The organism is Paraburkholderia metrosideri (genome assembly GCF_904848625.1).
In the GTDB taxonomy this organism is placed as follows: Bacteria; Pseudomonadota; Gammaproteobacteria; order Burkholderiales; family Burkholderiaceae; genus Paraburkholderia; species Paraburkholderia metrosideri.
The window spans coordinates 458,587-485,256 of the sequence record NZ_CAJHCP010000003.1 but is presented as its reverse complement, the minus strand read 5'-3'; the positions used below and the strand labels follow the sequence as shown (position 1 = coordinate 485,256).

Sequence of the window (26,670 nt, the reverse complement as noted above, 5' to 3'; positions counted from 1 at the left end):
CCATTCAGAAGAATGAGGGCGCGCATGGCATTTCTTCGTGGTCGTAAGTCGTTCATCACCGAACCTTCTGTAGAGAAGGCAGTCCTTGAAGCGCCGGTGGACCTGGACGCCAAGTTCTACCGTGAATATTACGACGATCTGGCCAATCTGTCGGATGACGAAGCGCGGCAACACTTCATCGAACATGGCCAGCGCGAAGGCCGATTTCCAAATCTCGTTGCCTGTCTGAGCTCAGATCCACGCACTGTCGGACTGGATGTCTTTTTCTACCGATCGTTCTACCCTGACATGCGGCAGACCTCATTGCGCGAGGCGATCGAACATTTTGCGACTAGCGGTTACGATGAGAGGCGCTGTCGTAACCGTGCCGATTTCGAGCGAAACCACCCGGACATGTCCCAGTTCGATGTCGATTTTTACCGAACGTATTATCAGCAGTTCAGATCGATGTCCGAGGACGAAGCTCGCGAACACTACCAGGCGTTTGGCAGTCGGGAAGGCCGATATCCGAATGTCACGACGATGATTGGCGAGTTGGAAGAGGAGCGCAAGCCGCTGCCAGACGATTTCAAACCGGGTGAGTATCTTGCGTTGAATGGCGACTTGCGCCGTACGCTAAGACACGATTGGGAGGCGACCCATCACTACCTGAAATATGGGCGCTGGGAAGGTCGGCAATACCGGCGGTGGAAAGATGAAGCGATTTATGACCTCGATTACCTGACTCGCAGAACACTTCATGTTTACGATATGCCCTGGATAGTGGTTGACCCCAGGCGCCGGCCGACTGTCAACGTGCTTGTTCCTGCTTTCGATTTTGGTTCGATGTCGGCTGGTTTTTTTGGTGTCTTTCAGGTCGCGCTATTTATCAAGCGGTGTGGCGTCAACGTCCGTCTTGTGATGTTCGATGAATTCGATTTCGACGAATACATTACCCGTTCGAAGCTTCAACATTACCCCGGTCTGGAAAAGCTTTTTGACGAACTCGAATTCGTCTATATCGGCGATCGTAAAGCGCCTTTGTCCATCTCTCCGTACGACAACTGTGTCGCCACTGTCTGGTATAGCGCGTATCTCGCGCGCAAGCTGATGGACGCACGCGGCGGCGGCAAATTTCTGTATTTGATCCAGGATTACGAGTCACCCTTTCATCCATGTGGTTCGCTATTCGCACTCGCTGAGGCGACGTATTCGTTTGACTACTGTGCACTATTTTCCAGCCAGGCACTTCAGGACTTTTTTTTAAAAAAACAGGTGGGTATCTTCGCGCGCGAGGGGACGAATTACACGTTCTTCAATAACGCTTGCAGCAGCGTGCTCAAGCCGAAGGACGACTTCTTTGCGACGCGCGGCGCTGATAGGAAGAAGAGGCTTGCGTTTTATTCGCGGCCTCCGGTTGACCGGAACATGTTCGAGTTGGGCGCTCTGTCTTTATGCCTCGCATTTCAGCAGGGCGTGTTTCCCGTCGACGAATGGGAGTTCATTGGCATTGGGTTGGGCGAAGCAGTCATCAAGCTCGACGATGATCACGAAATGAAACAGATGGAGCGGATGAACCTGCGCGAGTATCAGGAGGTGATCTCTACCTTCGACGTAGGTTTCTGTCTGATGGCGTCATCGCATCCGAGTCTGCTGCCGTTCGATCTGTCGGGCTCGGGCGCCGTGGTGGTGACTAACTCCTTTGGCGTCAAGGATCAGGCGTACTTCGATATCGTCACCGAAGGTGTCATTGTTTGTCTGCCAGAAGTGCCCGCATTAATCGAGGGGCTGAAGCGGGCAGTTACCGAAGCGGGTAATCTCGAGCAGCGGTATGCGAACGCCGCGGCAATGAAATTTCCGCGTGTCTGGACCGAGACCTTCAACGATCAGCATGAATTCTTCATCCGGACGGTTTTCAAGGACACCCTGCGGCATTGAATCAATTGCATCGAATGCCGTACGAGTGCGCTCCGATTTTTTAGAAAACGACATTGTTGGATGAATCTCTCTCGTTCTTTAACCGGATCGCGCTATTCAGGTGGCTTGCGCATCAATGTGTGAAGCTCCATTTCTTGTGTCCGACGTAACTCGTAAAGACTGGCACGGCGACGCCGATCAGATGCGCAATGTCTCGTGCGTGCCATACGATGCCAAGCCGCGGAAACAGGTAGTACGCGAGCCCGACGCTCACTCCCCATGTCTGTAATACCGCAATCAGATTGACGAGCGTGAAAAACAGGATGGAGCGCCCGGTTGATTGCGTGCTTTTCGTGAAGACGAACAACCTGGCGAGCACAAACGCTGTGACCATGCCGGTCAGGTAGGCGATGACGATCGCGGTGGAATACGACATCCACAGGTTATAGACGATTCTGCTTCCCCAGTTGACCGCCGCGGCAAAGCCTCCGGTCAGTAGAAACAGCAGGAACTCGCGCGACACGAAGGTTTGTTTCACGAGATGGTGAGTGCGAGTCATAGCATCTTCGCCATCTTGCGCGACAGTGCGATGCTTTCCGAAATGCCCCGGTCCTCAGGGTAGTAATACGACGTGTCTGCGACGAGAAGGCCTTGGACCGGGAGCTGGATGGGGGGGAGGCGATCCATATAGCCAGGTTCGCAGATTGGCTGCGCGAAGCGATAGCGGTTCGCCCGAACGTCGATAAAGTCCGCTGTCGTTAGCGTCGGATTGATCTTCATCAGATACCGCTTTACCTTGTCGATGAATACCGAGTCCGCATCCTGATACTTCGGATGGTTCCCTGGGGCATAGAACGGCACGTAGACGATGTGCTCACCCAGTGGCCGCAAATTGGTGTACTCAACGATACCAGGAATGTCCATCTCAGGGTCGTTCGTGTTCAGCCAGAAATTCTCGGTGACCGGCTTTTTCAGCTTGGCAATGACACACACCACGGCGATATTCTTCACGCTACGAAACGCGTCGAGGATGTTCGCCGGGAGGTCAGGGATGACGCGCGGTACATAGGGCAGCGGAATCGTGCTGATTACCTTGTCGAATGGGATGAAGCTGCCCGCTGTTTCGATGCCCCGTACCTTGCCATTTTCAATGACCACCTTCTGCACGGGCGTGCTCAGGCGGAATTCGCCGCCATTTGCTTCGATATATCGGCGCATGCCTTCTAACAGCGTGTCCGAACCGCCTTCCAGGTAACCGAGTTTTTCGTGGAAGAGGTTATAGCGCGAGCGGCCAATGCGTCGAATGCGACTCCATATCCATGCGGCGGAAAGGTTATAGGCGTAATCGTAAAACTTGTAATCGAACAGCCGACGCCACAGAACTTCCCACGCTTCTTCACCGACCCAGCGGCGAATCCAGCTGGCTGCCTCGATACGATCGAGAGGCTTCCAGTCATTGCGTTTCGTCGATAGAAACGCGTGCAGTCCATAGCGGAATTTCGCCTGTAGGCTTAATCCCTTAAACTTCAATAACGCGATCGGGTTGCCCCACGGTTGCACGCGTCCTTGAAAGAAGTACCCCATCTTCGTTTCGCGCCACTGCAGTTTGTTTTCAATGCCGAGTTCGCGCAGCACCTCGAAAAAGGCTTGATCTGAGATGGCATGGAAGTGGTAGTAGCGTTCGATAGACAATCCGCCGAAATCGAAGCAGGCAGCCATGCCGCCAACCCGGTCATCGGCTTCGAAAACAATCGGCCTGCGGCCGTCCCTGACGAGTTGATACGCCGCGCCGAGGCCCATTGGGCCGGCGCCGAGTACGGCAATACGCTCTTCGTTCATGGTGTGTATACGCTCAGAACTCAAGTGCGATGTGACTGTAGGTGGGGTCGTTGAACGTTTCGTCCATTGCCTGGGCAAACGGTGTCGCGCTGATGCGGAAAATGCCTTCCCAGTTGATCACTTCGAACTCGTCGCCTGCCGTCAGCGCTTTCAATTGATCTGCCGTGAATGGCGGATTCTTGTTGAAGAGTGCATAAATTTTTAGAAGAACATAGAAGAGGCTGTACGGAATGCGTACGATTGCGCAGCGCGCGCGGGTGGCCCGTTTGATCTGCCGGATGATGTCGATATAGTCGACCCGCTCCAGCCCCGTGATGTTGAACGTCTGACCTTTAATGCGAGATTCGATGCAGCTAATGATTACGTTGCAGAAGTCGCCGACATACAGAGGCTGTCGCATGTACTTCCCGCTGCCGGGAATGGGGAACACCGGCACACGATGCATGAAGCGCGACAGCCATCCAAGGTGCTTGCGGTCGAACCAGCCGAACATCAGTGTGGGGCGAAGCACGACACATTCTATGCCTGACGCGAGCACGATCTCTTCCTGTTCGCGTTTGGTGTCGGTATAAAAATCTTCGCCGACCGACTTCACCACCGATGAGCTGATATGGACCGTGTACGGAATCTGAAAGCGCTTGATCACGTCGAGAACATTGTGCGTAGATGTGATGTTGTTGCGAATGAAGGGCTCCAGTGTTGGTGCGCCAATTTGCGCCTGCAACATCACGACCAGATCCGCGTCTGCGAAGTAACGAGCCCAGTCGCCAGGCTCGGCCAGATCTGCATAGACTGCGGTAATGTCGGGATGCACCTTGCGCAAAACGTCGAGATTGGCTCGGTGTTTGTCCAGAACGATGAGATCGTGATACCCACGCGCCTTGAGTCGTGCGACGAGGTTCTGTCCCACGAGGCCGGCACCGCCAGGAAGAAGAATGCGTGTTTGATTCATGCGATCACTCAAAAAATTTCAGGCCGGCCAACATAGTATGAACAGATAGATAGGTACCTCCGACGGGACGCCGCTACTGGCCGGCTACGGGCAATACCGCCGGCACCGCCGAGGTTCCTCTGAGGCGGCAATAACTATCTCTTGCGATCCTGCCGTTCACGACGATTTCACCTTGCGCGGGCGGCCTGAAAAACGCCGTCCATTCGCTGTATCTTGCATGACGCCCGTAAATGGTATTGACATCGGCCCGCTCGCCACCCGAGACCCCCATGCCAAGCGGCGCACCGTCGGCATCCGTCACGACAATAGTGCGTGGAACGCTGCTATTGGCCGCATCGTACATCCAGCCCGTCGCGCGATAGATGCCGGGTGCGCTGGTGCCGGTGATGACGTCCGTAAATCCCTCGCATGGCAACGTCGCGATTACGCGAGAGGGCGGTGTGGGGTAATCCGGCTGCGATGGCGCGAAGATCGAGATTCGCGCGGCTTCCGCCTCTTTTACGGTGGGCAGCAAGCGTTCGGGAGACGGATACACCGCTGTCATTAGCGGCGCGTCGTATACATGGGCGCGTAACGCAAGTCCGGCCACGAGCCGCCCATAACGCTGATTGTGGTCGTACCGCCGCACCTGCCGCTGTCCGTCGACAACCAGCAGGGTTGCCGCCAGCGCAAACAGCAGCACCGCATAACGCCGTGTGCCCGCAGCCGTATTTAGCAGCGCGAAAAGGCCCATGGCCAGCCACGCGGCTAGCGAAGCTGTTGTGTAGCGAGACGCGAGCGCACTGCCGAGTCCGAGCCAGAGGCGACCGTTCGCAGTCACAAGAGCGTCGCCCACAATGAAGAGTGCAAATGTAAGCAGGGATAACGCGCAAATCTGACCGGGCCGTGCGCGTAGCGCCGAGAGGCAGTAAGCGACGGTCGCTGCTAATGCCACGGCGCCGCACAGATATGTGCCGCTTAGGCCTAGTAGGGTGTTGCGGGCTGGCGAACCGAGAAACAACAACACGTAGCGAAACGTGTCGACCGGATGGTGACGTAAGCCGGAGGTCAGGCTGCCATCGCCGGAGGTTGCGTGCCAGCCAGCGAAGTAGACAATCCAAACGACTATCGCGATCGCCGCGATGACAAGTATTCTGCGCACGCGAAAGCGCAAATATATGGCCTGTACCAACAGGACGGGAAGCACTAGCAAACCGCTCGACATGGAAAATGCTGCGGCCACCGAGGAAGCCAGCGCTGCTACAAGCCATGCCGATGCCTTCGCTGGTTCGCGCCGCGTTTCGGCTTCTGCGGCAAGATCGACCGAATGGAACGCGAGCAACGCGAATAGATACACGGCAAACCACTGGCTCTGAAAGCCCCACGTGAAGTTCTCCGACTGTATCCACGAGAAGGTGAACGCCAGTGCGGCACCTGCCAGCCCAAACCGTGCTGCAGTGGACAGATTCGCACGATGATGCGCTGCTACCCGGTAGAATGTGATGGCGAAGAACGACGCGAACACGAGGTTTGCAATCAGCGATAGCACGTTACGTCCACCGAAATAACGGACGTCGGAGAAGAAGATTAGTCGCGATACGACTAGGCGATGTTCGTTATGCTGCTCAAAGAAGGCTTGCGATGGGTTTTGCAGTGCGCGCAAGTAGAAGCCGATCGTGCCATCCCACGAGTCGCCGTACGGAACCGGCGAAAATTGCTGCCATACAGCAATGACCGTCGTGACAAAAACCACGACGCCCACCACGAAGATTGCGTAATAGCCAGCGTCGAGTTTCCGATTAATCGGCATTTTACGTCCTAGATCGAGGCGCGTTTGAACAGGAATCTTGGCAGTGACCGGATGATAAACATGATGGGCGACCAGAACCACGGCGTATAAAGTACGTCCTTGTGCTTTTCGATGGCGCGCACAATGTCGCCCGCGACTTTGTCCGGGGTGGCAACGAGCGGCCCTGGCAGTGGCAGGCCGGCAGTCATCGGCGTGGCAACGAAGCCTGGTTTGATCGTTAGCACATGTGCGCCGGATTTGAACAGTCGCGCGTTCAGCCCTTCGCAAAACGTGGTGAGCGCTGCTTTCGCGCTGCCATAAAGATAGTTCGATGGACGTCCGCGATCACCGGCAACGGAAGAAATCACCGCCAACGTACCGCTCTTTTGCGTTTCCAGAAGACCGGCAATCGGCGTGAGTAATGCGATCACGGATACCGCGTTGGTCGTGAACTCGCGTACCGCTAGTGCCGCATCGCTTTGGCACTGCGACTGGTCGGGGAGCGTGCCGGGCGCAATGAGTACGATGTCGAGTGACGCGAGTGCATGTGCGCATTGGGCCAGCATCGCCTGATGCGTGTCCAGTCTGTCGATGTCAAGTTGATGGCATACGACTGACTGAGCGCCGCGCGCAGTCAGATCGCCCGCGACTTGCTGCAGACGCTCGTTGTTGCGCGCGGCAAGAAAGAAGCACGCGCCTTCGGCAGCCCAGCGGCGAGCGCAGGCAATGGCAATCGCCGACGTCGCGCCTACGATAAGAATTTTTTTCATATTTGAGTGGTTCGTTGCCAGAAGCGTGACAGCATCGCGGGATCCCGTAGTGCTTCGAGTTGTTGCCATTGAGGATAAGCGGCACAAAAATCAGCGGCTGACATGTGCGCATCCTTGGCCGGATAAAGTCGGCCGCCGGCATCGCGCACAATGGCGTCAAGTGTGTCGAAGAGCCGCGCGTTGGGCACGTCGCGCTGTGGGAAATCGAGCGCAAGTGATGTGCCTTCGCGGGGAAACGAAAGCAGGCCTGGCGAGTGCAACGCACCGCAACGCTTCAAAACCGCGAGAAAAGAGCCGATGCCGCTTCGTCCTATCGCGTCCAGGATGGCATGAATTGCATCGTGTGCCACGGCAGGCGGGACGACGCATTGATACTGCTGAAAGCCCGCGCGTCCGTAGATGCGATTCCATTCGAGCAGGCTGTCGAGCGGGTAAAAGTAACTGTCGTAATGGACGGTCGAGTGTACTTCATCGCGTTGCTGACGCTGATAGTAGAGTTCATTTAGAACGTATAGCGTGGCGCGGTTGAACAGGGGTATTGGCAGGGTAATAGGCACGGTGCGTTTTTTGCGCTGCGTTAGTTCGAGTGGTCCCTGGGTGGCGTGATTGCCGACCGTCAGGATACCGCGCCCAAGTCCGTTGCCTCGGCTCTGGCAGTCGACCCAGGCGACGCTGTACTCGTGCAGCGGGTCGAGTCGCTCGGACAATGAAAAAAACTCGTCCAGATTGGCGAAGCGAACGCTCGTCACATCGATCATGCTCGACTGAATCGACACCAACTGAATTTCTGCCCACAGGATGAGGCCAGTGAGTCCAAGCCCTCCAATTGTCGCGGCAAAGAATTCTGAGTTATGGGTGGACGAGCACTCGAATTGTGTGTTGTCACTGCGTGCGAGCGCAAAGCGGAGCACGTGCCGCCCGAAGGTGCCGCGCATATGGTGATTTTTGCCGTGAACGTCGTTAGCGATGGCGCCGCCCAACGTCACATACTGGGTTCCGGGAGTTACCGGCAACATCCATCCACGCGGGACAGCCAACTCGAGAATCTGTCCAAGCGTAACGCCTGGTTCCGCGCGGAGAATGCCGGTCTGCCAGTCTGCCTCGATCAGGCGGTCGAGCGGCAATGTCTGGATGACGTGGTTCGACGCGGCCAGGCAGCTATCGCCATAGCTGCGGCCGTTCCCAAAGGCGAGGGCGGTCCCATGGGAGTGGCGCACCCCGTCCCACACGATTTGCGTGGCGTCACGCCATGCTATGGTATGCACCTCTTGCGGCAGATGAGGATAGCGCCCCCACGATAGGACAGTGCTCATGGCCTAGGCGGCTGCCCAGAATATCAGCCCGCAAACGACGACGACGGCGAGGCTGAGGCGATCCTGCGCAGCGAAAACGATCGGGTCGTCGTGCATCAGGCCGCGGTGCGCTATAAGCCACGTCCGGCTAACCCAGAAAAGCAGTAGCGGACAGGCGAGCCAGATGATCTGCGGATGGCGATACAGATCGGCCGTTTTCGCATCCTGAATATAGAGCGCCAGCACGAGCACGGAAAGATAACCGGACGCTGCCCCAAGCGACGACACGAGCGGAAGATCGCTGGCGACATAACCGCGGCCTCGAGTCTTGCCCAAACCTTGTTCCTGCATCAGATGCAGTTCGGCGTAGCGTTTGACGAAAGCCAGGCTCAGGAAGATGAACATCGAAAAAGCCAGCAGCCAGAAGGTAAGTTGTGCGCCCACTGCCGCCGTGCCCGCGATGATGCGGGTCGTGTAGAGCATCGCCAGCACGACGACGTCGATCATCACCTGTCGCTTCAGGTAGATGGAGTATGTCAGCGTCAGCAAGTAATAGCCGAGGAGTACGGCGCCAAATTCAACAGGTAGGAAAAGCCAGGCAGTAATGCACGCGCCGAGTAGCAAAATTGGACATAGCGCCAACCCCCACGCGATCGGCAGCGTGCCCGAAGCAAGAGGCCGTTTGCATTTGATCGGGTGATGCCGGTCGTCTTCGAGATCGAGCAGATCGTTGAGCAGATAGACACTCGATGCGCACAGGCCGAAGCTGAAAAAAGCCAGCAGCGCTTCGATCGCAAGATCGGACGACCGCAACTTGTGAGCCGCCAGCAGCGGAACAAAGATCAGCAAATTCTTTAACCATTGATGCAGCCGCAACGATTTTGCCCACGTTTTCACGCCTGGCGGCCGCGACTCGATCACACGCTCCACGTTGCCGAGCTTGCGTGCGGCACGTTCCACGCCATTGGACGGGTTAACGACGTATGCGCGTTCGGCGGACCGCCATACGGCGATGTCGTCGCGGGAGTTTCCGGCGTAGTCGAAACCCTTTTCTCCATATTCGGCGACCAGCTTTTCCCGCTTGTTGTGAGAGGACAGGTTGATGCTGTCGTTACTGGCGAAGGTCTTGTCGAATATTCCGAGGTGTTCAGAGATCGCATGCGCATAACGTTCGTGACTTGCTGTGGCCAATACTAGAAAACGGCCAGCCGTATGCTCTTCACGGAGCCATTCGAGTACAGTGACGTCGTAGGGCAAAACAGAAACGTCCACGTCTGTTGCGTGCGCCAGCCCTGCCTTAAGCGCGGGTTTGCCGCCGCCGGCAAGCCAGAGCAATGGTTTGTAGAACCGCAGAGGCGCGGTCTTCAGATAGGCAAACCCCGACTCGATCAAGACGTCCGAGCGAATTAACGTACCATCCAGATCGACGACAAGCGGTCTGTGCATTCGATGAGCCTCGGAGGCGGCTGTTTTGATCGTTAGAAACGCAGCTAAGGTTGCCGTGTGTGAAACTTATTCTCGCCGGCCATGGAGGTTCGAGCGTTGCGCCATCACTCTACTATCCCGGTTTTGTTCGCACAACCTCTGGCCGAAGACCTCTGATTTCGCGAACGAAGTGTCGGGGGTTAACAGAAGTTGATGAATTTATGTGATTGAGACCGGGTGGTAACAAAAGGCAAGTCCAGTTGCCTCGCCGCGGAAAATTGAGCAAACTTCCGCTTGTTGCGGCCAGACAACAAAGTGTCCTCTATAGGACACGAAATCTCCATACATGAAAGCTACGCCGCATTTGGAATCAACTGGGCTGTCCGTCTCGGTGGTGGTCTACCGGCCTGACATTGATCAGTTGAGTTCGACGCTCACAGGCGTCGCGACCGCTTGCGATATGCTGCAAACGTCGCGTCCCGGTCTTCCCGTCACGCTCTATCTGGTTGATAACGGTGGCCTGCCCGACTGTTCTGTCGCCTTGGAAGCGCTCCGCGCGCAAGGTATTCGTTGTGACATTATCGAAGGGCACGGCAACGTGGGCTATGGCCGCGGCCACAACCTCGCGATCGAGCGGAGCACCAGCCTTTACCACCTCGTGCTGAACCCTGACGTCGATCTTGCGCCGGATGCTCTCACAGTGGCGCTCGATTTTTTCGAGGCTCACACGGAAGCAGGTCTGCTCACGCCGTGGGTCGGGGACGAACGTGGTCAACAGCAATTCCTGTGCAGACGTTATCCGACGCTCCTCGATCTATTCGCACGAGGCTTTCTGCCCGCGCGACTGCGCTCGTTATTCACGCGCCGGCTTGCAAGGTACGAGATGCGCGACCAGATTAACGGGAACGACATTGTCTGGGATCCCCCGATCGTCAGCGGCTGTTTCATGCTTTTTCGCACACGCCTACTGAAAAAATTGGAAGGTTTCGATGCCCGCTATTTTCTTTATTTCGAGGACTATGATTTGAGCCTTCGCGCGCATGATGTGACTCGCGTTGTCTACGCGCCCTCCGTGCGCGTGCTGCATCATGGCGGCGGGGCGGCGCGCAAGGGCTCGGCCCATGTCCGCATGTTCGTTGCGTCGGCCTGGCGATTCTTCAACCGGTTCGGCTGGAAGTGGTTATGAGTCACGTGCTCGTTACCGGAGCCAATGGACTCGTCGGCATCGCGCTCTGCCGGGCACTACGCGATGCGGGCCACATCGTCACCGGTCTTGTGCGGCGTGCAACACAGCCGGACAGCGGCTTGAACGAATGGATCGATCCCGGTCCAGATTTTGTCGGCATAGACACCTCATGGCGTGCCGAATCGCAAATTGACTGTGTAGTCCATCTGGCGGCGCGCGCGCATGTGTTGCACGACACGACTGCCAATCCGGACGCAGCGTTTCACGCGACCAACGTTGACGGCGCACTTCGTGTTGCGCAGGCGGCGCGGAGGCGCGGCGTTCGACGGTTTGTTTTTGTCAGCAGTATCAAGGCACTTGCTGAAAGCGATGCTGGGCGTCCGTTACGCGAAGACGATCCGCCGCTTCCCAAGGATGCTTATGGACGCTCGAAGCTTGCCGCTGAACAGGCGTTGTTGAACTTTGGCAAAGCGTCGGGCATGGAAGTGGTGATCGTGCGGCCGCCGTTGATATATGGCCCTCGGGTGCGAGCCAATTTTCTGAGCCTGATGGACGGCATCTGGAAAGGAATGCCATTGCCGCTGGGCCTGATCGAAGCTCGGCGCAGCCTCGTTTACGTCGAAAATTTTGCTGATGCGCTGGTGTGCTGTGCCACCGACCCGCGCGCGGTCAATCAGTGCTTTCATGTTGCCGACGCCGAGGCGTTGACGGTGGCCGAACTCGTACGGTCATTGGGGCGGCATCTACATAGGCCTGCCCGGCTGTTACCCGTCCCCAAAGGCTTATTGCGAGCCGCCGGCCGTCTGACAGGGCGCTCGTCGCAAATTGACAGACTGGTCGGTAGTCTGCAACTCGATACTACCCATATCCGCACGACACTCGGCTGGAAGCCGCCCTATTCCGCCGACGAAGGGCTGGCCGCGACCGCCTGTTGGTATCGGTCTACGCATCAAGGGCGCGCATCTTGACATACCTTTCGACCTTGCCCCTCTGGGCAACCATCGTACTCACCGCGCTTGGCGCGGCGTGCGCATGCGCCGCGATTCTGTGGGCGTTGCTCAAGACGGGCATCGCGTGGCGACTCGCCGTCGATGTCCCCAACCAACGCTCGATGCATGTCGTCCCGACACCTCGGATCGGGGGCTGGGGCATCGTGCCGGTCGTGGTGGCGGCGATCCTGCTAATTGCGCCAAGCCTGTGGGGCGTGGCTGTCGGCGCAGGCTTCCTGGCCGCGATTTCACAAATCGACGATCGCCGTGGATTGCCGGTCCGGGTCCGGTTTGTAGCGCACATCGTGGCTGTTGTCGGGCTCGTTACGCTTTTTCCCGCGGCCGCGCCCTGGTGGGAGCTTGCAATTCTTGCCTTTTTAATGATTTGGCTGGTCAATCTTTACAATTTCATGGATGGCGCGGATGGTCTCGCTGGCGGGATGGCGTTGTTCGGCTTCGCGGGTTATGCAGTCGGGGCATTGATCGCCGAGCGTCCTATGATTGAACTTGCGTTGTCGGCGGTCGCCATTTCGTCCGCTGCATTCGGTTTCCTGTTGTTTAACTTTCACCCCGCGCGTATTTTTCTCGGAGACGCAGGATCGATTTCTCTCGGATTCCTGGCCGGTGCGCTGGGTTACTGGGGCTGGCGGGAGGGCGCCTGGCCGGTCTGGTTCCCGATCCTGGTATTCGCGCCGTTCATCGGCGACGCGTCGGTCACGCTGGCTCGCAGACTTTTGCGTGGCGAAAAAATTTGGCAAGCTCACCGTGAGCATTACTATCAACGCATGGTGCGCTCAGGTGCGGGGCATGCGAAAGCAGCTTTGACATGGTATGTGGTGATAGCGGCTGGCATAATGATTGCTATCTACGCGCTTGGCTGCACCGCAACTGTTCAGGCTTGCGTGGTTGTCGTTTGGATCGTCGTTCTCTGTGGTGCAGGAGCAGCAGTAGATCTGCGCTGGCGTCGTTTCCAATCAACATTGTCCGATAATTGAGGTGTGACGCTGATGCTAAGAAACAAGGCCTCCTGGCTATCCTTCAGCGCTTTCCTTTTCGACTTGTTCGCCGTGGCCGCGTCTTGGGTCACGGCGTATGTCATTCGTTTCAACGGGTCAATCCCAGACGACTTCCGGCTTGGCGCGATGCACTCGCTGTTATGGGTGCTCCCTGCATACGGCATCATGTTTCGTATCTTCGGGTTGTACCGGGGCATGTGGGTGTTCGCCAGCCTGCCGGACCTGGTGCGCATCTCTAAAGCGGTGGTTTCGGGGGCCCTGATTGCGATGGTTATCGCTGTGATGGTTCAGCCGATACCGATCGTGCCTCGCTCGGTGCTCGTGGTGTCGCCGCTTTTCCTCTTCCTCACCATGGGCGGATCGCGGGCGTTGTATCGTGCGACCAAAGAGTTCTATCTGTATGGCGGACTGGTTGGGCAAGGCAAGCCGGTCGTCGTGCTGGGCGCCGGCAACGCTGGTGCGAGCCTCGCGCGCGAGCTGTCCCGCTCCAGTGAATGGCGGCTTGTCGGCCTGCTCGATGACGACGTCTCGAAGCACGGTCGCGAGATTTATGGGTACATGGTGCTCGGTTCCATTAGCGAATTGCCACAGATGGCTGAGGAGCTGAAAACGGAATACGCGATCATCGCCATTCCCTCGGCGTCAGTGGACGTGCAGCGGCGCGTTGCAACGCTATGCGTGCGAGCCGGTGTACGCGCGCTCGTGTTGCCCGCGTTGACCGCCGTTACCCAGGGTCAGGCGTTTCTGTCGCGTGTGCGGCAGATCGATCTCGAAGACCTGCTGGGGCGCGACCCGGTCAACATCGATACACCTCACGTCGAAGCGCTGTTGCGCGATCGCGTAGTGATGGTGACGGGCGCAGGAGGATCGATTGGCTCGGAACTGTGTCGCCAGATCTTACGCTTTCAGCCGGCTCAACTGATTGCTTATGATCTGTCCGAGTTCGCAATCTACCGGCTTACCGAGGAGTTGCAGGAGCGCTTTCCGGGTATTTCGGTCGTCGCTGTGATTGGCGACGCAAAGGACTCACTGCTGCTCGAACAGGTGATGTCCCGTCACACGCCGTACATTGTCTTTCATGCGGCCGCCTACAAGCATGTCCCATTGATGGAAGAACAGAACGCTTGGCAGGCGGTTCGTAACAATGTGCTCGGCACGTACAGGGTAGGTCGGGCGGCGATCCGTCACGACGTGAAGCATTTTGTTCTGATTTCCACCGACAAGGCCGTCAACCCGACCAACGTCATGGGCGCCAGTAAACGTTTGGCTGAGATGGCGTGTCAGGCTTTGCAGCAAACCAGCTCACGTACGCAGTTCGAAACGGTTCGATTTGGAAATGTGCTGGGCAGCGCCGGCAGTGTGATTCCGAAATTCCAGCAGCAGATTTCGAAGGGCGGCCCGATCACGGTGACGCATCCTGAGATAACGCGCTTCTTCATGACGATTCCGGAGGCATCCCAGCTCGTGCTCCAGGCATCGTGCATGGGGCGGGGGGGCGAGATTTTCATTCTCGATATGGGCGAGCCAGTGAAAATCGTCGACCTTGCTCGCGATCTGATTCGTCTGTATGGCTTTACTGAAGAGCAAATCCGGATTGTCTTTACAGGTTTGCGTCCGGGCGAAAAGCTTTACGAAGAGTTGCTGGCATGCGACGAAGCGACGACTCGCACGCCGCATCCAAAGCTGCGGACGGCACGCGCGCGGGAAGTATCGGACGATCTGCTGGATAAACTGCTGCCGTGGCTGATGCAGCACCGCGTTCTGTCCGACGATGAGGTCCGTCGTGACTTGCGACGTTGGGTGCCCGAATATCAGCCGGCCACCGGCACGGCGCTTCGCAGCGTGGCGCCCAAGATTCGGGCGTCATAGGCGGACCGGTGCCGTGACCTGACGGTAAGTCCATAAAGAAAGGCACCTTGGGTGCCTTTCTTCATTTGTGGCCATCATATGGTTGCCGTTAAGCGGGAATTCCCGCAGACGAGCTACCGCTTCCCCTTCCGCACCACCATCCACCTCGGCGACTTGAACCGCACGATGCTCATGTAACGCCATCTGAAGTAGGCCCGGCTGCTACCGGGCAAGACGCCGGAGACCTTCGATGCAGTGCCAATGATCTCCAAAGCACCGGTCTCGGCACTGTGTGCCGGCGATGGATGGCTGCGCAACGGCGCCAACCTGATCATGGTCGGGACGCCTGGCGGCGGCAAGTCGCACCGGTCGTCGACCATCGGACTGAGCCTGCTGGACAAAGGCTGGAAGGTCCTGTTCACCCGCACCTCCGACCTTGTGCAGCGGCTCCAGGTTGCACGAGCCGCCATCAACCGTCTGAACCGCTTCGACCTGCTCATTCTCAACGACTTTGCATACGTCACCAAGGATCAGGCCGAAACCTCCGTGTTATTCGAGCTGATCGGCGCCCGATACGAATGCCGATCCCTTCTTCTAACCGCCAACGAGCCGTTTGGTGACTGGAACAAGGTCTTCCCCGAGCAGTTCGTCGACCCGACGCATCAAGTTTTCGTCAGCCTCGCTGACCTGCTGCGGCCGATAGTACGCACTCGATCTGGCAATGCCGACGAGCTTCGCTTGCTGCGACACCGGTAACTGATGGCCACGGTCAATCATCGCTTTGCGCTCAGCAATCCCGCTTTGTTGAGCGCGCCGCTTAAAAAATCATTTTCTAGAGAAAGCTGGCCGATCTTGGCGTGCAAGGTCTTCACGTCAACCGGCGGCTCGTTCGATACCATGCCCGCCGTTCCAAACAGGTCGGCTGCACGCTCCTGCAACTGCTGCTTCCATTCCGTGATCTGGTTCGGATGCACATCGAACTGCTGCGCCAGTTCGGCCAGCGTGCGCTCGCCTTTGACTGCCGCCCGTGCCACTTTTGCTTTGAACGTCGCTGAGTGCGTGCGTCGGGTTCTCTTCGTCATTTCCTCGTTCCTTTGCCTGCATTATCGCTGGCTCAGGCCCCGGCCGCTCCACTGATCCCATTCATTGTCCGAATTCGCGCGGCCACCTCTCCCGTTGGTCGGTAAATCGATGCAGCGCAGAGTTTCGACCTCTTTGTTACTTGGGACGAGTGGGCGGGGTGTCGCCCGCCTTGTCGGCATAGGTGGCCAATGCAGCCAAAATCGCGATCATGGTCGCGTAGAAGGAGACCGTCATTTTGAGGTCGAACGTCTCAACCGTCAGGCCGAAAATCCAGAAAGCGACCACGAACGTCAAGCCCATCCGCGCAGCGCGACAGGCCGGAGCGTTGGGCGCCCGGAGCCTTTTCCAGAAGATTATGCTAGGCACGACGTAAATGGACAGCAGGGCGAGGCCGCCAACGAGACCGTAGTCTGTCAGATAGGCGAAAAACTGGTTGTGCGTCTCACCTTTACCCGTTTGCGCTGCCAGCGGGGTGAGCATGCCCGCGTCGGCGAACGACTGCATGCTGTCGCGAAAGCCATGCGCACCCAAACCGAGCAGCGGATGGCGCTCGACGATCTTGAGCGCGGTCTGATACAACTGCAGACGGATGCCAAGCGACGTGTCGCGCTGCCCATGCTCGTAGCTGACGAGATCCGTGGACAGATCGGCGACCCGGTCGCGTACCGAGTGCGAAAAAGCAAACACGCTGACGAGAATCGCGACGATCGCCAACGGCAACAGTACTTTCCAGCGGCGCGACTTGCCACGGCCATGCAAGTACACGATCAGCGCTGCGACCACGGGCACGGCGATCCAACCGCCGCGCGAGCCGGTCAGCACCGATGCCACCAGTCCGGCGATGAGCCCGGCGATTTTCAGGATCCGCACCGCCAGTCTGTCCTTACGCCACCAGTTCAACGAGAGAATGGACAGCGCGCCGAGCACGAGCGCGATATCGCCATAGTGAATTGGATTCAGGAAACTGCTGCTGACGCGGCCGATATTGGTGTTTTGCGGCGCGATTAGCAGAATGGCGAGCGACGTTAGCGCACCCAGCGCGAACGATAGATCGCTCCATGCCAGCGTGGGTGGCAGCGCTTGCCGCAGGACCAGAAAGAGCGGCACTGCGGCGAGGAAGCGCGAAGGTGAATCGAGCGTATTGGGCACCACCCTCCCGTGGCAGATCTCGCTGATCAGCACCGCCGCGAGCGGGCACGCCATCGCGGCGAACAGGTACCTATCCACCCGGTCCCATTGAATGGGAGAGAGACCAGTCCATGATTTAGGGCCAAGCAGCAACGCAAGCGAGATGACCGCGGCTGCAATCGATACGGCGCTTCCACCGCCATGCAAGAGCAGGGTGAGCGCGGGATACGTAAGCAGGAAAAATGCTGGCAACAGGCTTCGAGGGCTGACGCTCAGGGAAGAAGGAGTGGCGGGCGTCGACATGTCTTTTTTACTTGGGGCGGCCCGTCACGACGTCGAAATGCGCCGCGTCGGGCCTTATCTATTGGCCAATTATTGTACCTTCTTCCTAAGTGTGCACCCGATCCTTAGGACAGTCTGAGAGCCTTCCGCAGGATTTGGCGCAGTCTGACTAGGGGCTTTCGTTGCGGCGCCCGCGACCCTCACAACCGCAAGCGTGCCGACCACTTTCAGGGCCTGGTCAGCGGGTTTGTTGAGTCGTTCGCATTTGTGATCTGCCGGCCGAGTAGGCCGTGCACTCGGGCTGCGTACTCGTTACCGCGACTGGCCGCGCGCTCCATGCAATGTTGTCCGCTACCGTATTGGCCAACGCCGGCAGGCCTGCGATCAGCAGTCCGAGCGAGAGGAAATGGACTTTCGATTTCATAACGGCCCCTCTCCAATTATTGATTTCATCCGATGGTATTCGCATCTACCATGCCGACGCACACAAAGCGCGGGCTTCTCGCTTACTGTCTAGCGCTTCCCCTTCCGCACCACCATCCATCTCGGCGACTTGAACTGCACGATGCTCATGTAAAGCCACACATAAGTCGCCGCGAACACTACCACGAAGCACAACAGATGCAGCGTGTGCCGCCAAAACAACGTCGCCGGCACGACTGCGATCAGACACAGCAGCCACCAATACGGCGACGTTAGCGAATTCCGCCGCGTCAAATCCCGAGCCGTTCTAATCCCCACCGCCTAGTGCATCAGCCGCTTGTAAACCAGCGCATGCGGATGCACGCCGTCCGGAATCCCTGGCGACATTCCGCAAATGAACTTCTTCCGGTAGATCGAAAAGCAAATCTCGTAGATCTGATACATGAAACCAGCACCGGATACCACGCCGACACATCGTGATTGTGCATCACGTGTACGTCCGACAGCGCAGCAAGCATGAAGCCGACGGAATACGCCCAACCGTCCCCGAGAGAATCAACACAGAGGCGTTGCCTTGACTTCTTGTTGAGAGTGGCATGCTCAAGTCATCGAGACACTGCTCTGCGATGTGACCTTCGGCCTGCCTGCGTCAGTCAACCGACAGTCTTGGCCCCGCAGCCATCTAACTTCACAACCCGATGGGCGGACTCGAGACTGGAGCGCTAGCAGGCGTTGTGACGTTTGGGTGGGCTGGGTGGAGTGATCATGGCTGCCGGAAGAGAGAAGCGTCTATCGAGACGCCGAATTGCAGCCAGCGAAGATATCGCGACTTAAATTGCCTCGCCGATCCATATATCGTTATAAGTTTTACTAATTAATTTACTGATAATGCTTGCGAATGGTAAATGAGCTTGTCCGTTTGCCCTCTGCAGTCAACGAAAGGAAATAAAAATGAAACAGAATGAGGAGCTGTTTTCTCTTGCTGGTACAGATGCACCCCGTAGTGTCGCCTGCCCGCAGGAACTGGCTGCGGATTTCACGGGACCGCCTGGCGGCCGCGATGGGTGGATGGGGCGTCAACGCCGCTTGTCCCTTCCGTTAACAAAAAACGTTGCAGCGGTACTGCGGGCAATGTCCGACCGTGCGTTCGTTGTACGCCGTGGCGTCATAGTTGAGCACGCACCGGGCACGCGCAACCCGATGACGTGGATAGACTGTCTCGCTGTGACTGAGTTTGGAGCGTTTGTCATTGATCGATACGATTGGACAGGGACCGTGATGCGTTCGACAAGCGAGGACGAACTCCTTGTGCATGAAAAGCCTGGTGTTGTTTCAGTGCAGACGTCTCCATTACGCAGGGCGAAGCCCGCTCTCCGACACTTACGTGGCCTACTGGCCGAATACGGCTGCCCGGTCGAATGCATTGCAGTATTCGCTGCATCGCACTGCGTGCTTGATCCCACGTTGCCGGAAACAGTTCTGCAAGCGTCTGAGCTCCACCATTTTATGCGCACGCGGTTGAATCGCTTTCGCGACAGCCATCGCCGACATCTCGATTCCGAGAGAGTTGGCAACTATTTACAGTTGCGGTGCGCGGATTGGGGCAAGAGCTGCAAATAGGACGAGAAGTTGTTTTACTGGCTTCGGTCATTAGGCAACCTGGTGACGCTTCAAGCTCTTCGCGAACTTCTGCGGCATGTCATTAATGCTTTTGGGGGAGGGGCGTTCAGGTGCGATCAAGGAGTAAGACGATATCCGTAGCAAACGTGCGGTAGTTCGAGGCGAGGCGTCGGCGATTCTCCGTGATCTAGTCAGTTTGTGATATTTAAATAGGATACCTAAAAAATATCGAGGTTCGCGGGCTTCGCGTCATAGCACGAAGCCCCGCTATGGCTCTCGGCATCGTCATCCAGTTCATCGCCGCGGGCAGGAGTAATCCGCGTGCTGCGAGTCGTAAGGGGCGTCCTGCATCGCAACGAGAAACGAGGTCGTCAGAAACGCGGGAGCGGATCACCTCCGGCCGCAGCACATGCCTGTACGCCGATGCTGCGCGACGGTGACACAGCGCCCCGCTTTTCCATAAACGTTGCCGAGTCGCATGCGACACACCCGTTCGGGTTATGAGGAACCATGCCTTGGCTCTCCCACGCGCTTCCGGCCAAACTGTCATCTGGGCCGGCTAGGTCATCGGCCTCCCAAACCTGGCGGTTATAGGTCAGATACAAAGTCGTTTTGCGAATCGATATTTACCGTTCTCGTCATTGGCAAGCCGCTCCCGTTTTATGCGGACACTAAGTCCACTTAGCTGGTTGTGGAGGAAACCTGATTCCAGCAGGACCATTCTGATGCAGGTGATTTCCAGCAGAAGTAACTCGACATCAACGCATCGCTTCGAGCGCATTTCGACAAAGCCTGCAAGCAAAGCCACATCGAGGTCCTGCAGTTGGAGTGGATGCGACGAAAATGGAGCGATCGACTGTTCAAATTCGAGCCAGACCTTGGCCATGATGACGCTTATCACGTCGTTGTATCCGATTTTGTCGGCGCAACGCTTGACTTGTTCCAGCAGCGAAAAATCGGGCATAGGGATGTCTCAAGGTTTGAAAGGGTGCGCTTCAATTTGCGTATCGTCTGCCGAGTATGCAAGATCGTGCGCCGCACTGGGCCGGCCGATAGGATAGCCGCTTAATTCGCAATGTCGACGTTTTGCCAGTAGACGCGCTGTCGCACGCGGTAGTTTGCCTGGTGGGCGCCGACGACCGGCTTCGATATCGTGCAGCGATATATGCCCGTCAAACCTGTCTTTGATCGGCTGGCAGTAGTGTTCAAGAATCATCTGAATGCGTGTAGGGCCATGCCCGAGCGATTCGCTGAGTTCCACCAGAACCTCATAGGGGGCTATTCCTGCCTCCAGCATTTCGAATGCACTCCTGAGTGCATAGGTGTAGCGAAGCGAATGAAAGCTGATTGGCCCAACCATGCCTGCCCGGCGCAGCAGTCCAGTGAGTCGATTCTTTGCAGATTTGAGCGTCTTGCCGTAGCCCGTAATCAGTTCGAGATTGTGCTCACGAGCGTAAGCGAGCGCGGAACGGACCGCTTCGAGCGTCTGCGCCCGCGCGCTCTGAATGATCCGCACCTGTCTGGGCCGCGCGTTTTTCGAGCCACGCATAAGCGGAAGCGAGGATTCGCCGCGCACGAGTGCGTCGAGCCACATCTCGAGATCGGGCCCGCACATCAGTGCCTCCTTGCGCCGAAGTCCGAGGTGCACTGCGAGCGATATCATGTGCGCTAGCCCCCGGTCTATTCCCTTCGCTCTCGCCATCAACTGATCAATTTCCGACGGATTCAAGGCCCGTTTTGTTCCTTTCCGTATTCGTCGGGCCAGTCGAAGTTCCTTGTTGTTGCACGCGTCGTGAATGTTGCGGCCGGCATGGTGCGATGTGACGCGGACAGCCGAAAATATATTCGCGAGCGTGCCCGCAGCTTTGCCCTGTGCCATGCAGTATTGGGCATAGGCATGAATCACCCATGTCGGAATTTCACTGAGTGATGCTCGCAACTCGCCCACCTGCCTGGCAAAGCGCAAAAGGCCCGTTGTGTCGAGCCGCCTGTTCTGTTGTGTTGCAAAGCTGCCGCCCGCCTTTTTACTGCTTACTGCGGAATTGTGTATGGCTTTGGACATCATGCTCATTGGCTAACTCCCAGCTGTTACCCCGATGTCAACTCATGTTCGCCCGCGGGGGAAAGGCGAACATGGCCCCAGTCACGAAGAGCTCGTGACAGATCCGGAATACGTCGGATGTCTGCAATGACGGGCTGGGCCGGGGCGGGCACAGCGCGTACGTAAGCAATTGAATTCGGGAGAGGGCCGGGTAGTGCGTTGAGCTGTGGGATCCAGTTACGGATAGGCCCTCGGGGAATACAGGTTCTGGACGGGAAAGGGAAGCTCGCGAGCAGAAGCTGCGTTACTGCTGGAGCGCTGAGCGGCTGGTGTCTGACAAAGACACTTCTCCTGCACCCGTTACGGAATAGGAGTTGCGATTGGAGCGCTTGCGGCCATCATCGACATCTGAGGATGAATGAAACGCAAGCTTTGCTTTGATGGATGCCGCGATGTGAATCGCACGACGCAGATGTATCGTTGCCGTCGGACATACGTTGACGGCTTCGTCGCGCGGTCAAAAATCGCCCGCGTCTGGGGAAGGGGGCGTCACAGAGCAAGTCCCTGACCCGTTAAAAATTCGCCTCGTTGGAATTTTCCTTGGAGGACGATCAGTTATCGCCGGATCAGTGATTGGGGGAGACGCGACACCAACCGCGTGTCCTGCCTGAAAACAGTGAGAGCGGCATCACTACGGGAGTGACGCGTCGGGAACTTCAGGGCCGTGGACAGGCTTGCACTCTGATTGAGCGGAGCAGGTTTCATTCACGTCACTGCTACTAACGCGAATTTCGGAAATGCCTTGCGTGCGGTGACGCTAACCCGGGCATGTAAAAAAACTGGGCCAAAAAACCCCCCAAACCCCCGAAAGGGAGTGTCATTGTCGATGCTCGTGACGTGAGCGAACGTTACTATGATGATTAGAACATAGCTGCAGCGATAGCAAAAGGGGGTGTCGTTTTGCCGCCGAACAGAGGGTGCCCACAGCATACTTGGAGCCTTCCGGCGACGTTGAGCTGGCAATATGCTGCGCCCTGCCCTTGTACGCCGTCAACAAGCCAGCGGTCGCGTTAATGGTCATTTCCTGCTGCCCGTTCCTTGCACCATTGGCCTGTACAGCGGACGCGGGTTAATGGGAACCGGGAGCGAGAGCGGCGCCGTCCTCGGACGATTACCGGTCTCAGCGACCTTTGTGCCGTTCGTCGTCCGTCGCTGACAGCCGCGTTGTCCCAGCGCGGCTCACGACGCGGGAATAGGGCGCCGCAACGCTCCACGTAAGAAAGCATGGGGCTGCATCCGAAGGCGTTCAACTGAAGGTGGTCTACCCCTGAGATCCTCGCGGAGGGACCCCTGCACGCTGCGCCACAGGAAATATCGCCCGCTTTATACGTCTCTCAGTGCTTTTGCGTTCAGCTAGATGGCCGTCTGAAGTACGGCGATTCGCGTGCCGGCCAGTAGGCCATTGGCGCGTGCTGTGGTGCGAAATCCCGGTCGTCGATGGTATGGCCGCAATGGGGGCAGTGCAGTTCTCCCGAATGGGTGGCGATGGCGTGGGGTGGCAACTCTCTCTGGGGCGAAGAGACGACCGGTGGACGTCGCGCAAGCAGCTGCTCCCTTCGCTCGCGCGCACCACGTTTCATCGACCAAGCTACTCCTAGAAATATTGCATTGAGTCCAAATAACGGCCATGCGATATCCACGCTAATCTCCCGTCGTTTCGGTATATTCAGCATAGCATGCTCACCTTGCGCCGCAGGCTTGCCAGTTTCAATGGCATCAGCGTATATTTATGCCTGCGTCCCCGACGCATCGACCTCAGATTGCCATAGCAGCCCCTATTTTTTCGACCCAGCCTGCCCGCAGGGCCGTTGTTGCTACGCCTCCATTTTCATATTTGGAGACTGTACGCAGCGTGCCTGGCGCAGTGAGTTCTGACGCCTGTTGTTTGGGGCTATCGTTTTTCTCTGTTTCCCTTGCGCAGTTTTGGCGATCGTCCCCATCGCGGTGACGTGTAGCGTCGGCTGCGCCAACTCCACCTTTGACCGCGTCCCGATGGCTGCTAGCCATCGTCTGCACATTTCCTTGTCCGTGGCGCGCGCGGCCCGATAAACAGCGCACTCAAAACGGCAGCGCGTTCGCTCGCGCCGCTGAACGCCGCTCGGTGCCCAAGCCGCATCGACCAAGTCACAGTTTCGATACAAGGAAAACACACATGTACGCTCTCTACGACTACCGGTACGAGATTGCCTCCAGCAGTCTGCCACTTGAATTCAGGCGGGAATTCCGCGGGCTCGCCCGAGGTCGAGTCACATCGACGTATGATCGGCGCACTGGTGCCAAGGAGCCGGTACCGGCGGAAACACAATGTCGGCGGGTGGCGGAGGTATTGGCAGGATTCGAGGTGCTGCGCGCCAGCGGATATGCGTTACAGACGCCGCGAAACTTCTCCAGCAAGCATTTGCGGTTTCTCATCAGTCTTTGGTCCGTGCAGCAGCTGACATCTCAGGAAGTGGCCGAGAAACTCGAGCATTGGCGCCAGTTTTTATTGTGGATCAGAAAGCGCGTGCTCGTTGCCCTGCTCAATACGACTCTTATCACAGGTGCATCGAGTGTCCAAAATGAATATCTCCGATGCTCGCATGCGGCTACCTATTCGCGACCGGACATTCCGGTGCTCACGCGTGATAAGGCCATGGAGGCCATCATGGAGCACCGAGGTAACCTGCGCAAGGCGGCCCGCGCGCTGGGGACAACAACGCATTCCGTATGTGAGGCCTCAGAGAAGGTCGTCCACAAGACAGGCAGCCTGTTCCGGGGCTCACGATCCTGACCTGACGCTTGACTTCTTCTGGCACTCGATACGCTGGTTTCACCTACGTCAATAAAGGAGAAACCAGCATGCTGATCAAACAGTCTTCGGGCTGATGGCCGCGTTGTTCTGCGCGTATGTAAGCTTCAACGATAAGCTTTTGCCCGATGCCGACCCTTCGAAAGGCCGGACGCCCCCTTCCCGGGACCGCGGGGAGGAGGGCGAGAGGCAGGTGTCTGCCGAGTTGCGGTGGCACCTCGCGCGCCTGTGCGGCGACGACTGGTTAGTACTGGACGGTCTTATCCTGATTCACGCGCCGGGAAGCACGTTTCCAACCGCTGAAATAGACCATCTCGCGATCCGCCCTTCGGAATTTTCGTGATCGAAACGAAGCATTGAAGCTGTGTCGTGACACGTCGCGAATCCGATGAGACGCTGACGACGGTTGATGGTCAGCGGCTCGTGCGCACGTCGCCACTCCGGCAGAACGCGGCAAAGGTGCGGTTTCTGCGCGACATGCTCCCACCTCGCCTGTGGATCGTTGAAGGACTAGGTGTCTTTTCGCATGAAGCGGCAATGGTAGCTCCCGCGCTTCCAGCGGCGCTGCTCGAGCGTAGCGAACTTTACCGGCACCTGAGGGTACGTCAGCAGCAGTTTGCGCGCACCGGGACAGGGCGCCTGCCCATTCGCACGATCGCCGACGTGATCCTGCAAGACGCAGACACGCGTCCGGAAGCTCGAGCGGAGCACCGGGAACGCATACAGGAGGCCCGCGCCCGCGGACAAGGCTGAGCCGGATCTAACGCTGCTGATATGGGAAGGGATAAACCGCGCTCGCCGCTTCTCCTTCCCAACCCTCATCCATTTCGGCGACCTGAACCGCACAATACTCACATACGGCCAGACATTCGCAACCGCAAACACCCCATAAAACAATTGCGAGCGTATATCGCCAGGACGACGTGGCCGGCACAACCGCAATCAGACACAGTAATCAGATATAGGCCGACGTCAGCGAGCCCCGCCGGGTCTCACGCGCAGTCCGCGTGCCCACTGCCTAGCGCATCAGCCCCATACAACCAGCATATGCAGATGACGCCGTCAGGAATCCCTGACGACATCTGGCAAATGAATTCCTTCCAGTCGATCGAGAAGCACGTCTCGACGACTCCGAACACACGAAGAGCAGCACCGGATGCCACGCGGATACGCCGCGATTGCGCGCGAGCAGCATGATCGACAGTTCGGTACGCGTGAGCGATGCCGCTACACCGGGCAGTCGCTCACGCGACTGCTGGAGGAACTCGCGTGGACGACTCCGCTGCCATCTTTGCGCGAGCCTTTGCGACGTAGGTCAACGTCCGTCCAGTCCCCTCCACGGTGGCCGCACCAGCGCTCACGGCACTTCTGTGGCATACGGCGCGCCTCGCCGTCAATCTGACCGCTTTGACAAGACTCACTGCCGCCGGCATTTTTCAGACGGTCGGGACGCGTGTTACGGGCGCCGGGCCATGAATACCCGGTAGGTGGCGACGTCGAGATTCGTTGGTTACTGTGGCTGCGCTCGACCGGGCTACGGTTTTCCGGGCTCGATGCCAAATTGCAGTTCTTCATATTCCGTGCGACGGTCTAACGAGCGAGCTGTCTTGACTTCTCATTGATCTTGGCAAGATGAAATCACCGAAAGCGAATTCATTGAGCCATGCACTCCAAAACACTGTATTGTCGCGGTCCCTGCGTGAGCGAGGGTTGCGCGGAACGCAGAGGCGGCCATAAGGACGTTCGCGACAACCCTCCTGATGGCGTTCGCCACAAGATCCGCAATTCTGGGCGCGTCGCAGCTTTACCGCCTGGCCGGGTTTTCGCGCGAGATCGTGGTGCGTCTGGCTGCGGGTTGCTTTATCCGGCATCGATCCAGTCGGAGGGCGCCCTCCGATGAAGCCGAAAGCAACCATTGCGCATGAACAACATCGATTGAAGCGGCCCGCGGCGCTCGCTGACGCGGAAATAGAGCATCTCGATACGGTGGTCCGTTACTTCGTCAACACTCGCGCGGACGATGCTTCGGAATACTTCGGCCCAGCATATTGGCTCGCTCGCATCGCAGACATCGGTGAGCAGTTTTATCTCGTTCCTGCTCAGCAGCGACGTCTCACCGCGTTGCGGACAATGTTTGTGGGTGCAGCACCGTCAAAACCGGCCGCGTGTCCGCATAAGTGCCGCGTATGTGGCCATTGACATCCGATAATCCCCTCAGGTGTCTGATTTGCAACTTCGGCAATCACGCGGGGCAAGATCATCGC

At 57.6% G+C, this 26,670-nt stretch carries 20 protein-coding genes and 4 pseudogenes; 10 read left to right on the top strand and 14 right to left on the bottom strand.

Annotated elements, in window-relative coordinates:
- Positions 1 to 24 precede the first annotated feature (24 nt).
- Positions 25 to 1,917, top strand: coding sequence for a rhamnosyltransferase WsaF family glycosyltransferase (locus tag LMG28727_RS07920; RefSeq protein ID WP_201641748.1), 1,893 nt, complete (start codon positions 25 to 27; stop codon positions 1,915 to 1,917).
- A gap of 112 nt (positions 1,918 to 2,029) precedes the next feature.
- Here LMG28727_RS07920 and LMG28727_RS07915 read toward each other — a convergent pair whose 3' ends face one another.
- From LMG28727_RS07915 to LMG28727_RS07885, 7 genes are all read right to left on the bottom strand, one after another.
- On the bottom strand, positions 2,030 to 2,455 hold the full coding sequence (locus LMG28727_RS07915; RefSeq protein WP_201641747.1) for a GtrA family protein: 426 nt from the start codon (positions 2,453 to 2,455) through the stop codon (positions 2,030 to 2,032).
- Complete coding sequence (locus tag LMG28727_RS07910) at positions 2,452 to 3,735, bottom strand: NAD(P)/FAD-dependent oxidoreductase (RefSeq protein WP_201641746.1); 1,284 nt, start codon at positions 3,733 to 3,735, stop codon at positions 2,452 to 2,454. Before LMG28727_RS07910 ends, LMG28727_RS07915 begins: the two co-directional genes overlap by 4 nt.
- A gap of 13 nt (positions 3,736 to 3,748) precedes the next feature.
- Entirely contained in the window at positions 3,749 to 4,687 is a 939-nt protein-coding gene (locus LMG28727_RS07905) for an NAD-dependent epimerase/dehydratase family protein (RefSeq protein ID WP_201641745.1), read from the bottom strand.
- A 73-nt stretch (positions 4,688 to 4,760) separates the two neighbouring features.
- Positions 4,761 to 6,476, bottom strand: a complete 1,716-nt coding sequence (locus tag LMG28727_RS07900; protein WP_236591653.1) for a hypothetical protein — start codon at positions 6,474 to 6,476, stop codon at positions 4,761 to 4,763.
- A gap of 8 nt (positions 6,477 to 6,484) precedes the next feature.
- Positions 6,485 to 7,225 carry an SDR family oxidoreductase gene (locus LMG28727_RS07895; protein WP_201641744.1) on the bottom strand — a complete coding sequence of 247 codons (741 nt, stop codon included), beginning with the start codon at positions 7,223 to 7,225 and terminating at the stop codon, positions 6,485 to 6,487.
- Positions 7,222 to 8,538 carry an FAD-binding oxidoreductase gene (locus tag LMG28727_RS07890; RefSeq protein ID WP_201641743.1) on the bottom strand — a complete coding sequence of 439 codons (1,317 nt, stop codon included), beginning with the start codon at positions 8,536 to 8,538 and terminating at the stop codon, positions 7,222 to 7,224. The genes LMG28727_RS07895 and LMG28727_RS07890 overlap by 4 nt, the downstream gene beginning before the upstream one ends.
- A gap of 3 nt (positions 8,539 to 8,541) precedes the next feature.
- Positions 8,542 to 9,963: a UbiA family prenyltransferase gene (locus LMG28727_RS07885; protein WP_201641742.1), complete on the bottom strand. Its 1,422-nt coding sequence runs from the start codon at positions 9,961 to 9,963 to the stop codon at positions 8,542 to 8,544.
- A 325-nt stretch (positions 9,964 to 10,288) separates the two neighbouring features.
- Between LMG28727_RS07885 and LMG28727_RS07880 the strand changes: the two genes are divergently transcribed.
- From LMG28727_RS07880 to LMG28727_RS07860, 5 genes and pseudogenes are all read left to right on the top strand, one after another.
- Positions 10,289 to 11,128, top strand: a complete 840-nt coding sequence (locus LMG28727_RS07880) for a glycosyltransferase family 2 protein (RefSeq protein WP_201641741.1) — start codon at positions 10,289 to 10,291, stop codon at positions 11,126 to 11,128.
- Positions 11,125 to 12,096 carry a UDP-glucose 4-epimerase family protein gene (locus LMG28727_RS07875; protein WP_201641740.1) on the top strand — a complete coding sequence of 324 codons (972 nt, stop codon included), beginning with the start codon at positions 11,125 to 11,127 and terminating at the stop codon, positions 12,094 to 12,096. The genes LMG28727_RS07880 and LMG28727_RS07875 overlap by 4 nt, the downstream gene beginning before the upstream one ends.
- Positions 12,090 to 13,112 (top strand): MraY family glycosyltransferase, encoded by a 1,023-nt coding sequence (locus LMG28727_RS07870; RefSeq protein WP_201641900.1) that lies wholly within the window; start codon positions 12,090 to 12,092, stop codon positions 13,110 to 13,112. Before LMG28727_RS07875 ends, LMG28727_RS07870 begins: the two co-directional genes overlap by 7 nt.
- Positions 13,113 to 13,124: 12 nt before the next feature.
- Positions 13,125 to 15,002 carry a polysaccharide biosynthesis protein gene (locus tag LMG28727_RS07865; protein ID WP_201641739.1) on the top strand — a complete coding sequence of 626 codons (1,878 nt, stop codon included), beginning with the start codon at positions 13,125 to 13,127 and terminating at the stop codon, positions 15,000 to 15,002.
- Positions 15,003 to 15,194: 192 nt separating this feature from the next.
- Positions 15,195 to 15,626: pseudogene (locus tag LMG28727_RS07860) on the top strand (ATP-binding protein); the annotation flags it as partial.
- Here the strand turns inward: LMG28727_RS07860 and LMG28727_RS07855 are convergent.
- The 4 genes and pseudogenes from LMG28727_RS07855 to LMG28727_RS07840 form a co-directional block, all read right to left on the bottom strand.
- Positions 15,624 to 16,063: pseudogene (locus tag LMG28727_RS07855) on the bottom strand (transposase); the annotation flags it as partial. The pseudogenes LMG28727_RS07860 and LMG28727_RS07855 sit on opposite strands and share 3 nt — an antisense overlap.
- Positions 16,064 to 16,199: 136 nt before the next feature.
- Positions 16,200 to 17,495 (bottom strand): O-antigen ligase family protein, encoded by a 1,296-nt coding sequence (locus LMG28727_RS07850; RefSeq protein ID WP_201641737.1) that lies wholly within the window; start codon positions 17,493 to 17,495, stop codon positions 16,200 to 16,202.
- Between the two features lie 217 nt (positions 17,496 to 17,712).
- Positions 17,713 to 17,898, bottom strand: coding sequence for a hypothetical protein (locus LMG28727_RS07845; protein ID WP_201641736.1), 186 nt, complete (start codon positions 17,896 to 17,898; stop codon positions 17,713 to 17,715).
- An 89-nt stretch (positions 17,899 to 17,987) separates the two neighbouring features.
- Positions 17,988 to 18,448 (bottom strand): annotated as a pseudogene (locus LMG28727_RS07840) (glycosyl transferase); the annotation flags it as partial.
- A gap of 400 nt (positions 18,449 to 18,848) precedes the next feature.
- Between LMG28727_RS07840 and LMG28727_RS07835 the strand changes: the two are divergent.
- Positions 18,849 to 19,517: a nuclease-related domain-containing protein gene (locus LMG28727_RS07835; RefSeq protein ID WP_201641735.1), complete on the top strand. Its 669-nt coding sequence runs from the start codon at positions 18,849 to 18,851 to the stop codon at positions 19,515 to 19,517.
- 595 nt (positions 19,518 to 20,112) lie between these two features.
- On the opposite strand, the gene LMG28727_RS07830 is transcribed toward LMG28727_RS07835, so the two are convergent.
- The gene (locus LMG28727_RS07830; protein WP_201641734.1) at positions 20,113 to 20,481 is read right to left on the bottom strand and encodes a hypothetical protein; all 369 of its coding nucleotides are present in this window, start codon (positions 20,479 to 20,481) and stop codon (positions 20,113 to 20,115) included.
- Positions 20,482 to 20,490: 9 nt separating this feature from the next.
- On the bottom strand, positions 20,491 to 21,588 hold the full coding sequence (locus LMG28727_RS07825; protein WP_201641733.1) for an integrase domain-containing protein: 1,098 nt from the start codon (positions 21,586 to 21,588) through the stop codon (positions 20,491 to 20,493).
- A 2,182-nt stretch (positions 21,589 to 23,770) separates the two neighbouring features.
- Here LMG28727_RS07825 and LMG28727_RS07820 point away from each other — a divergent pair.
- The 3 genes from LMG28727_RS07820 (at position 23,771) to LMG28727_RS34060 (ending at position 25,159) form a co-directional block, all read left to right on the top strand.
- Entirely contained in the window at positions 23,771 to 24,388 is a 618-nt protein-coding gene (locus LMG28727_RS07820) for a hypothetical protein (RefSeq protein WP_236591652.1), read from the top strand.
- A 94-nt stretch (positions 24,389 to 24,482) separates the two neighbouring features.
- Positions 24,483 to 24,749, top strand: coding sequence for a nuclease-related domain-containing protein (locus tag LMG28727_RS34065; protein ID WP_236591651.1), 267 nt, complete (start codon positions 24,483 to 24,485; stop codon positions 24,747 to 24,749).
- A 26-nt stretch (positions 24,750 to 24,775) separates the two neighbouring features.
- Positions 24,776 to 25,159: a hypothetical protein gene (locus LMG28727_RS34060; RefSeq protein ID WP_236591650.1), complete on the top strand. Its 384-nt coding sequence runs from the start codon at positions 24,776 to 24,778 to the stop codon at positions 25,157 to 25,159.
- Positions 25,160 to 25,204: 45 nt separating this feature from the next.
- On the opposite strand, the pseudogene LMG28727_RS34055 reads toward LMG28727_RS34060, so the two are convergent.
- Positions 25,205 to 25,613: pseudogene (locus tag LMG28727_RS34055) on the bottom strand (glycosyl transferase); the annotation flags it as partial.
- Between the last annotated feature and the right edge of the window lie 1,057 nt (positions 25,614 to 26,670).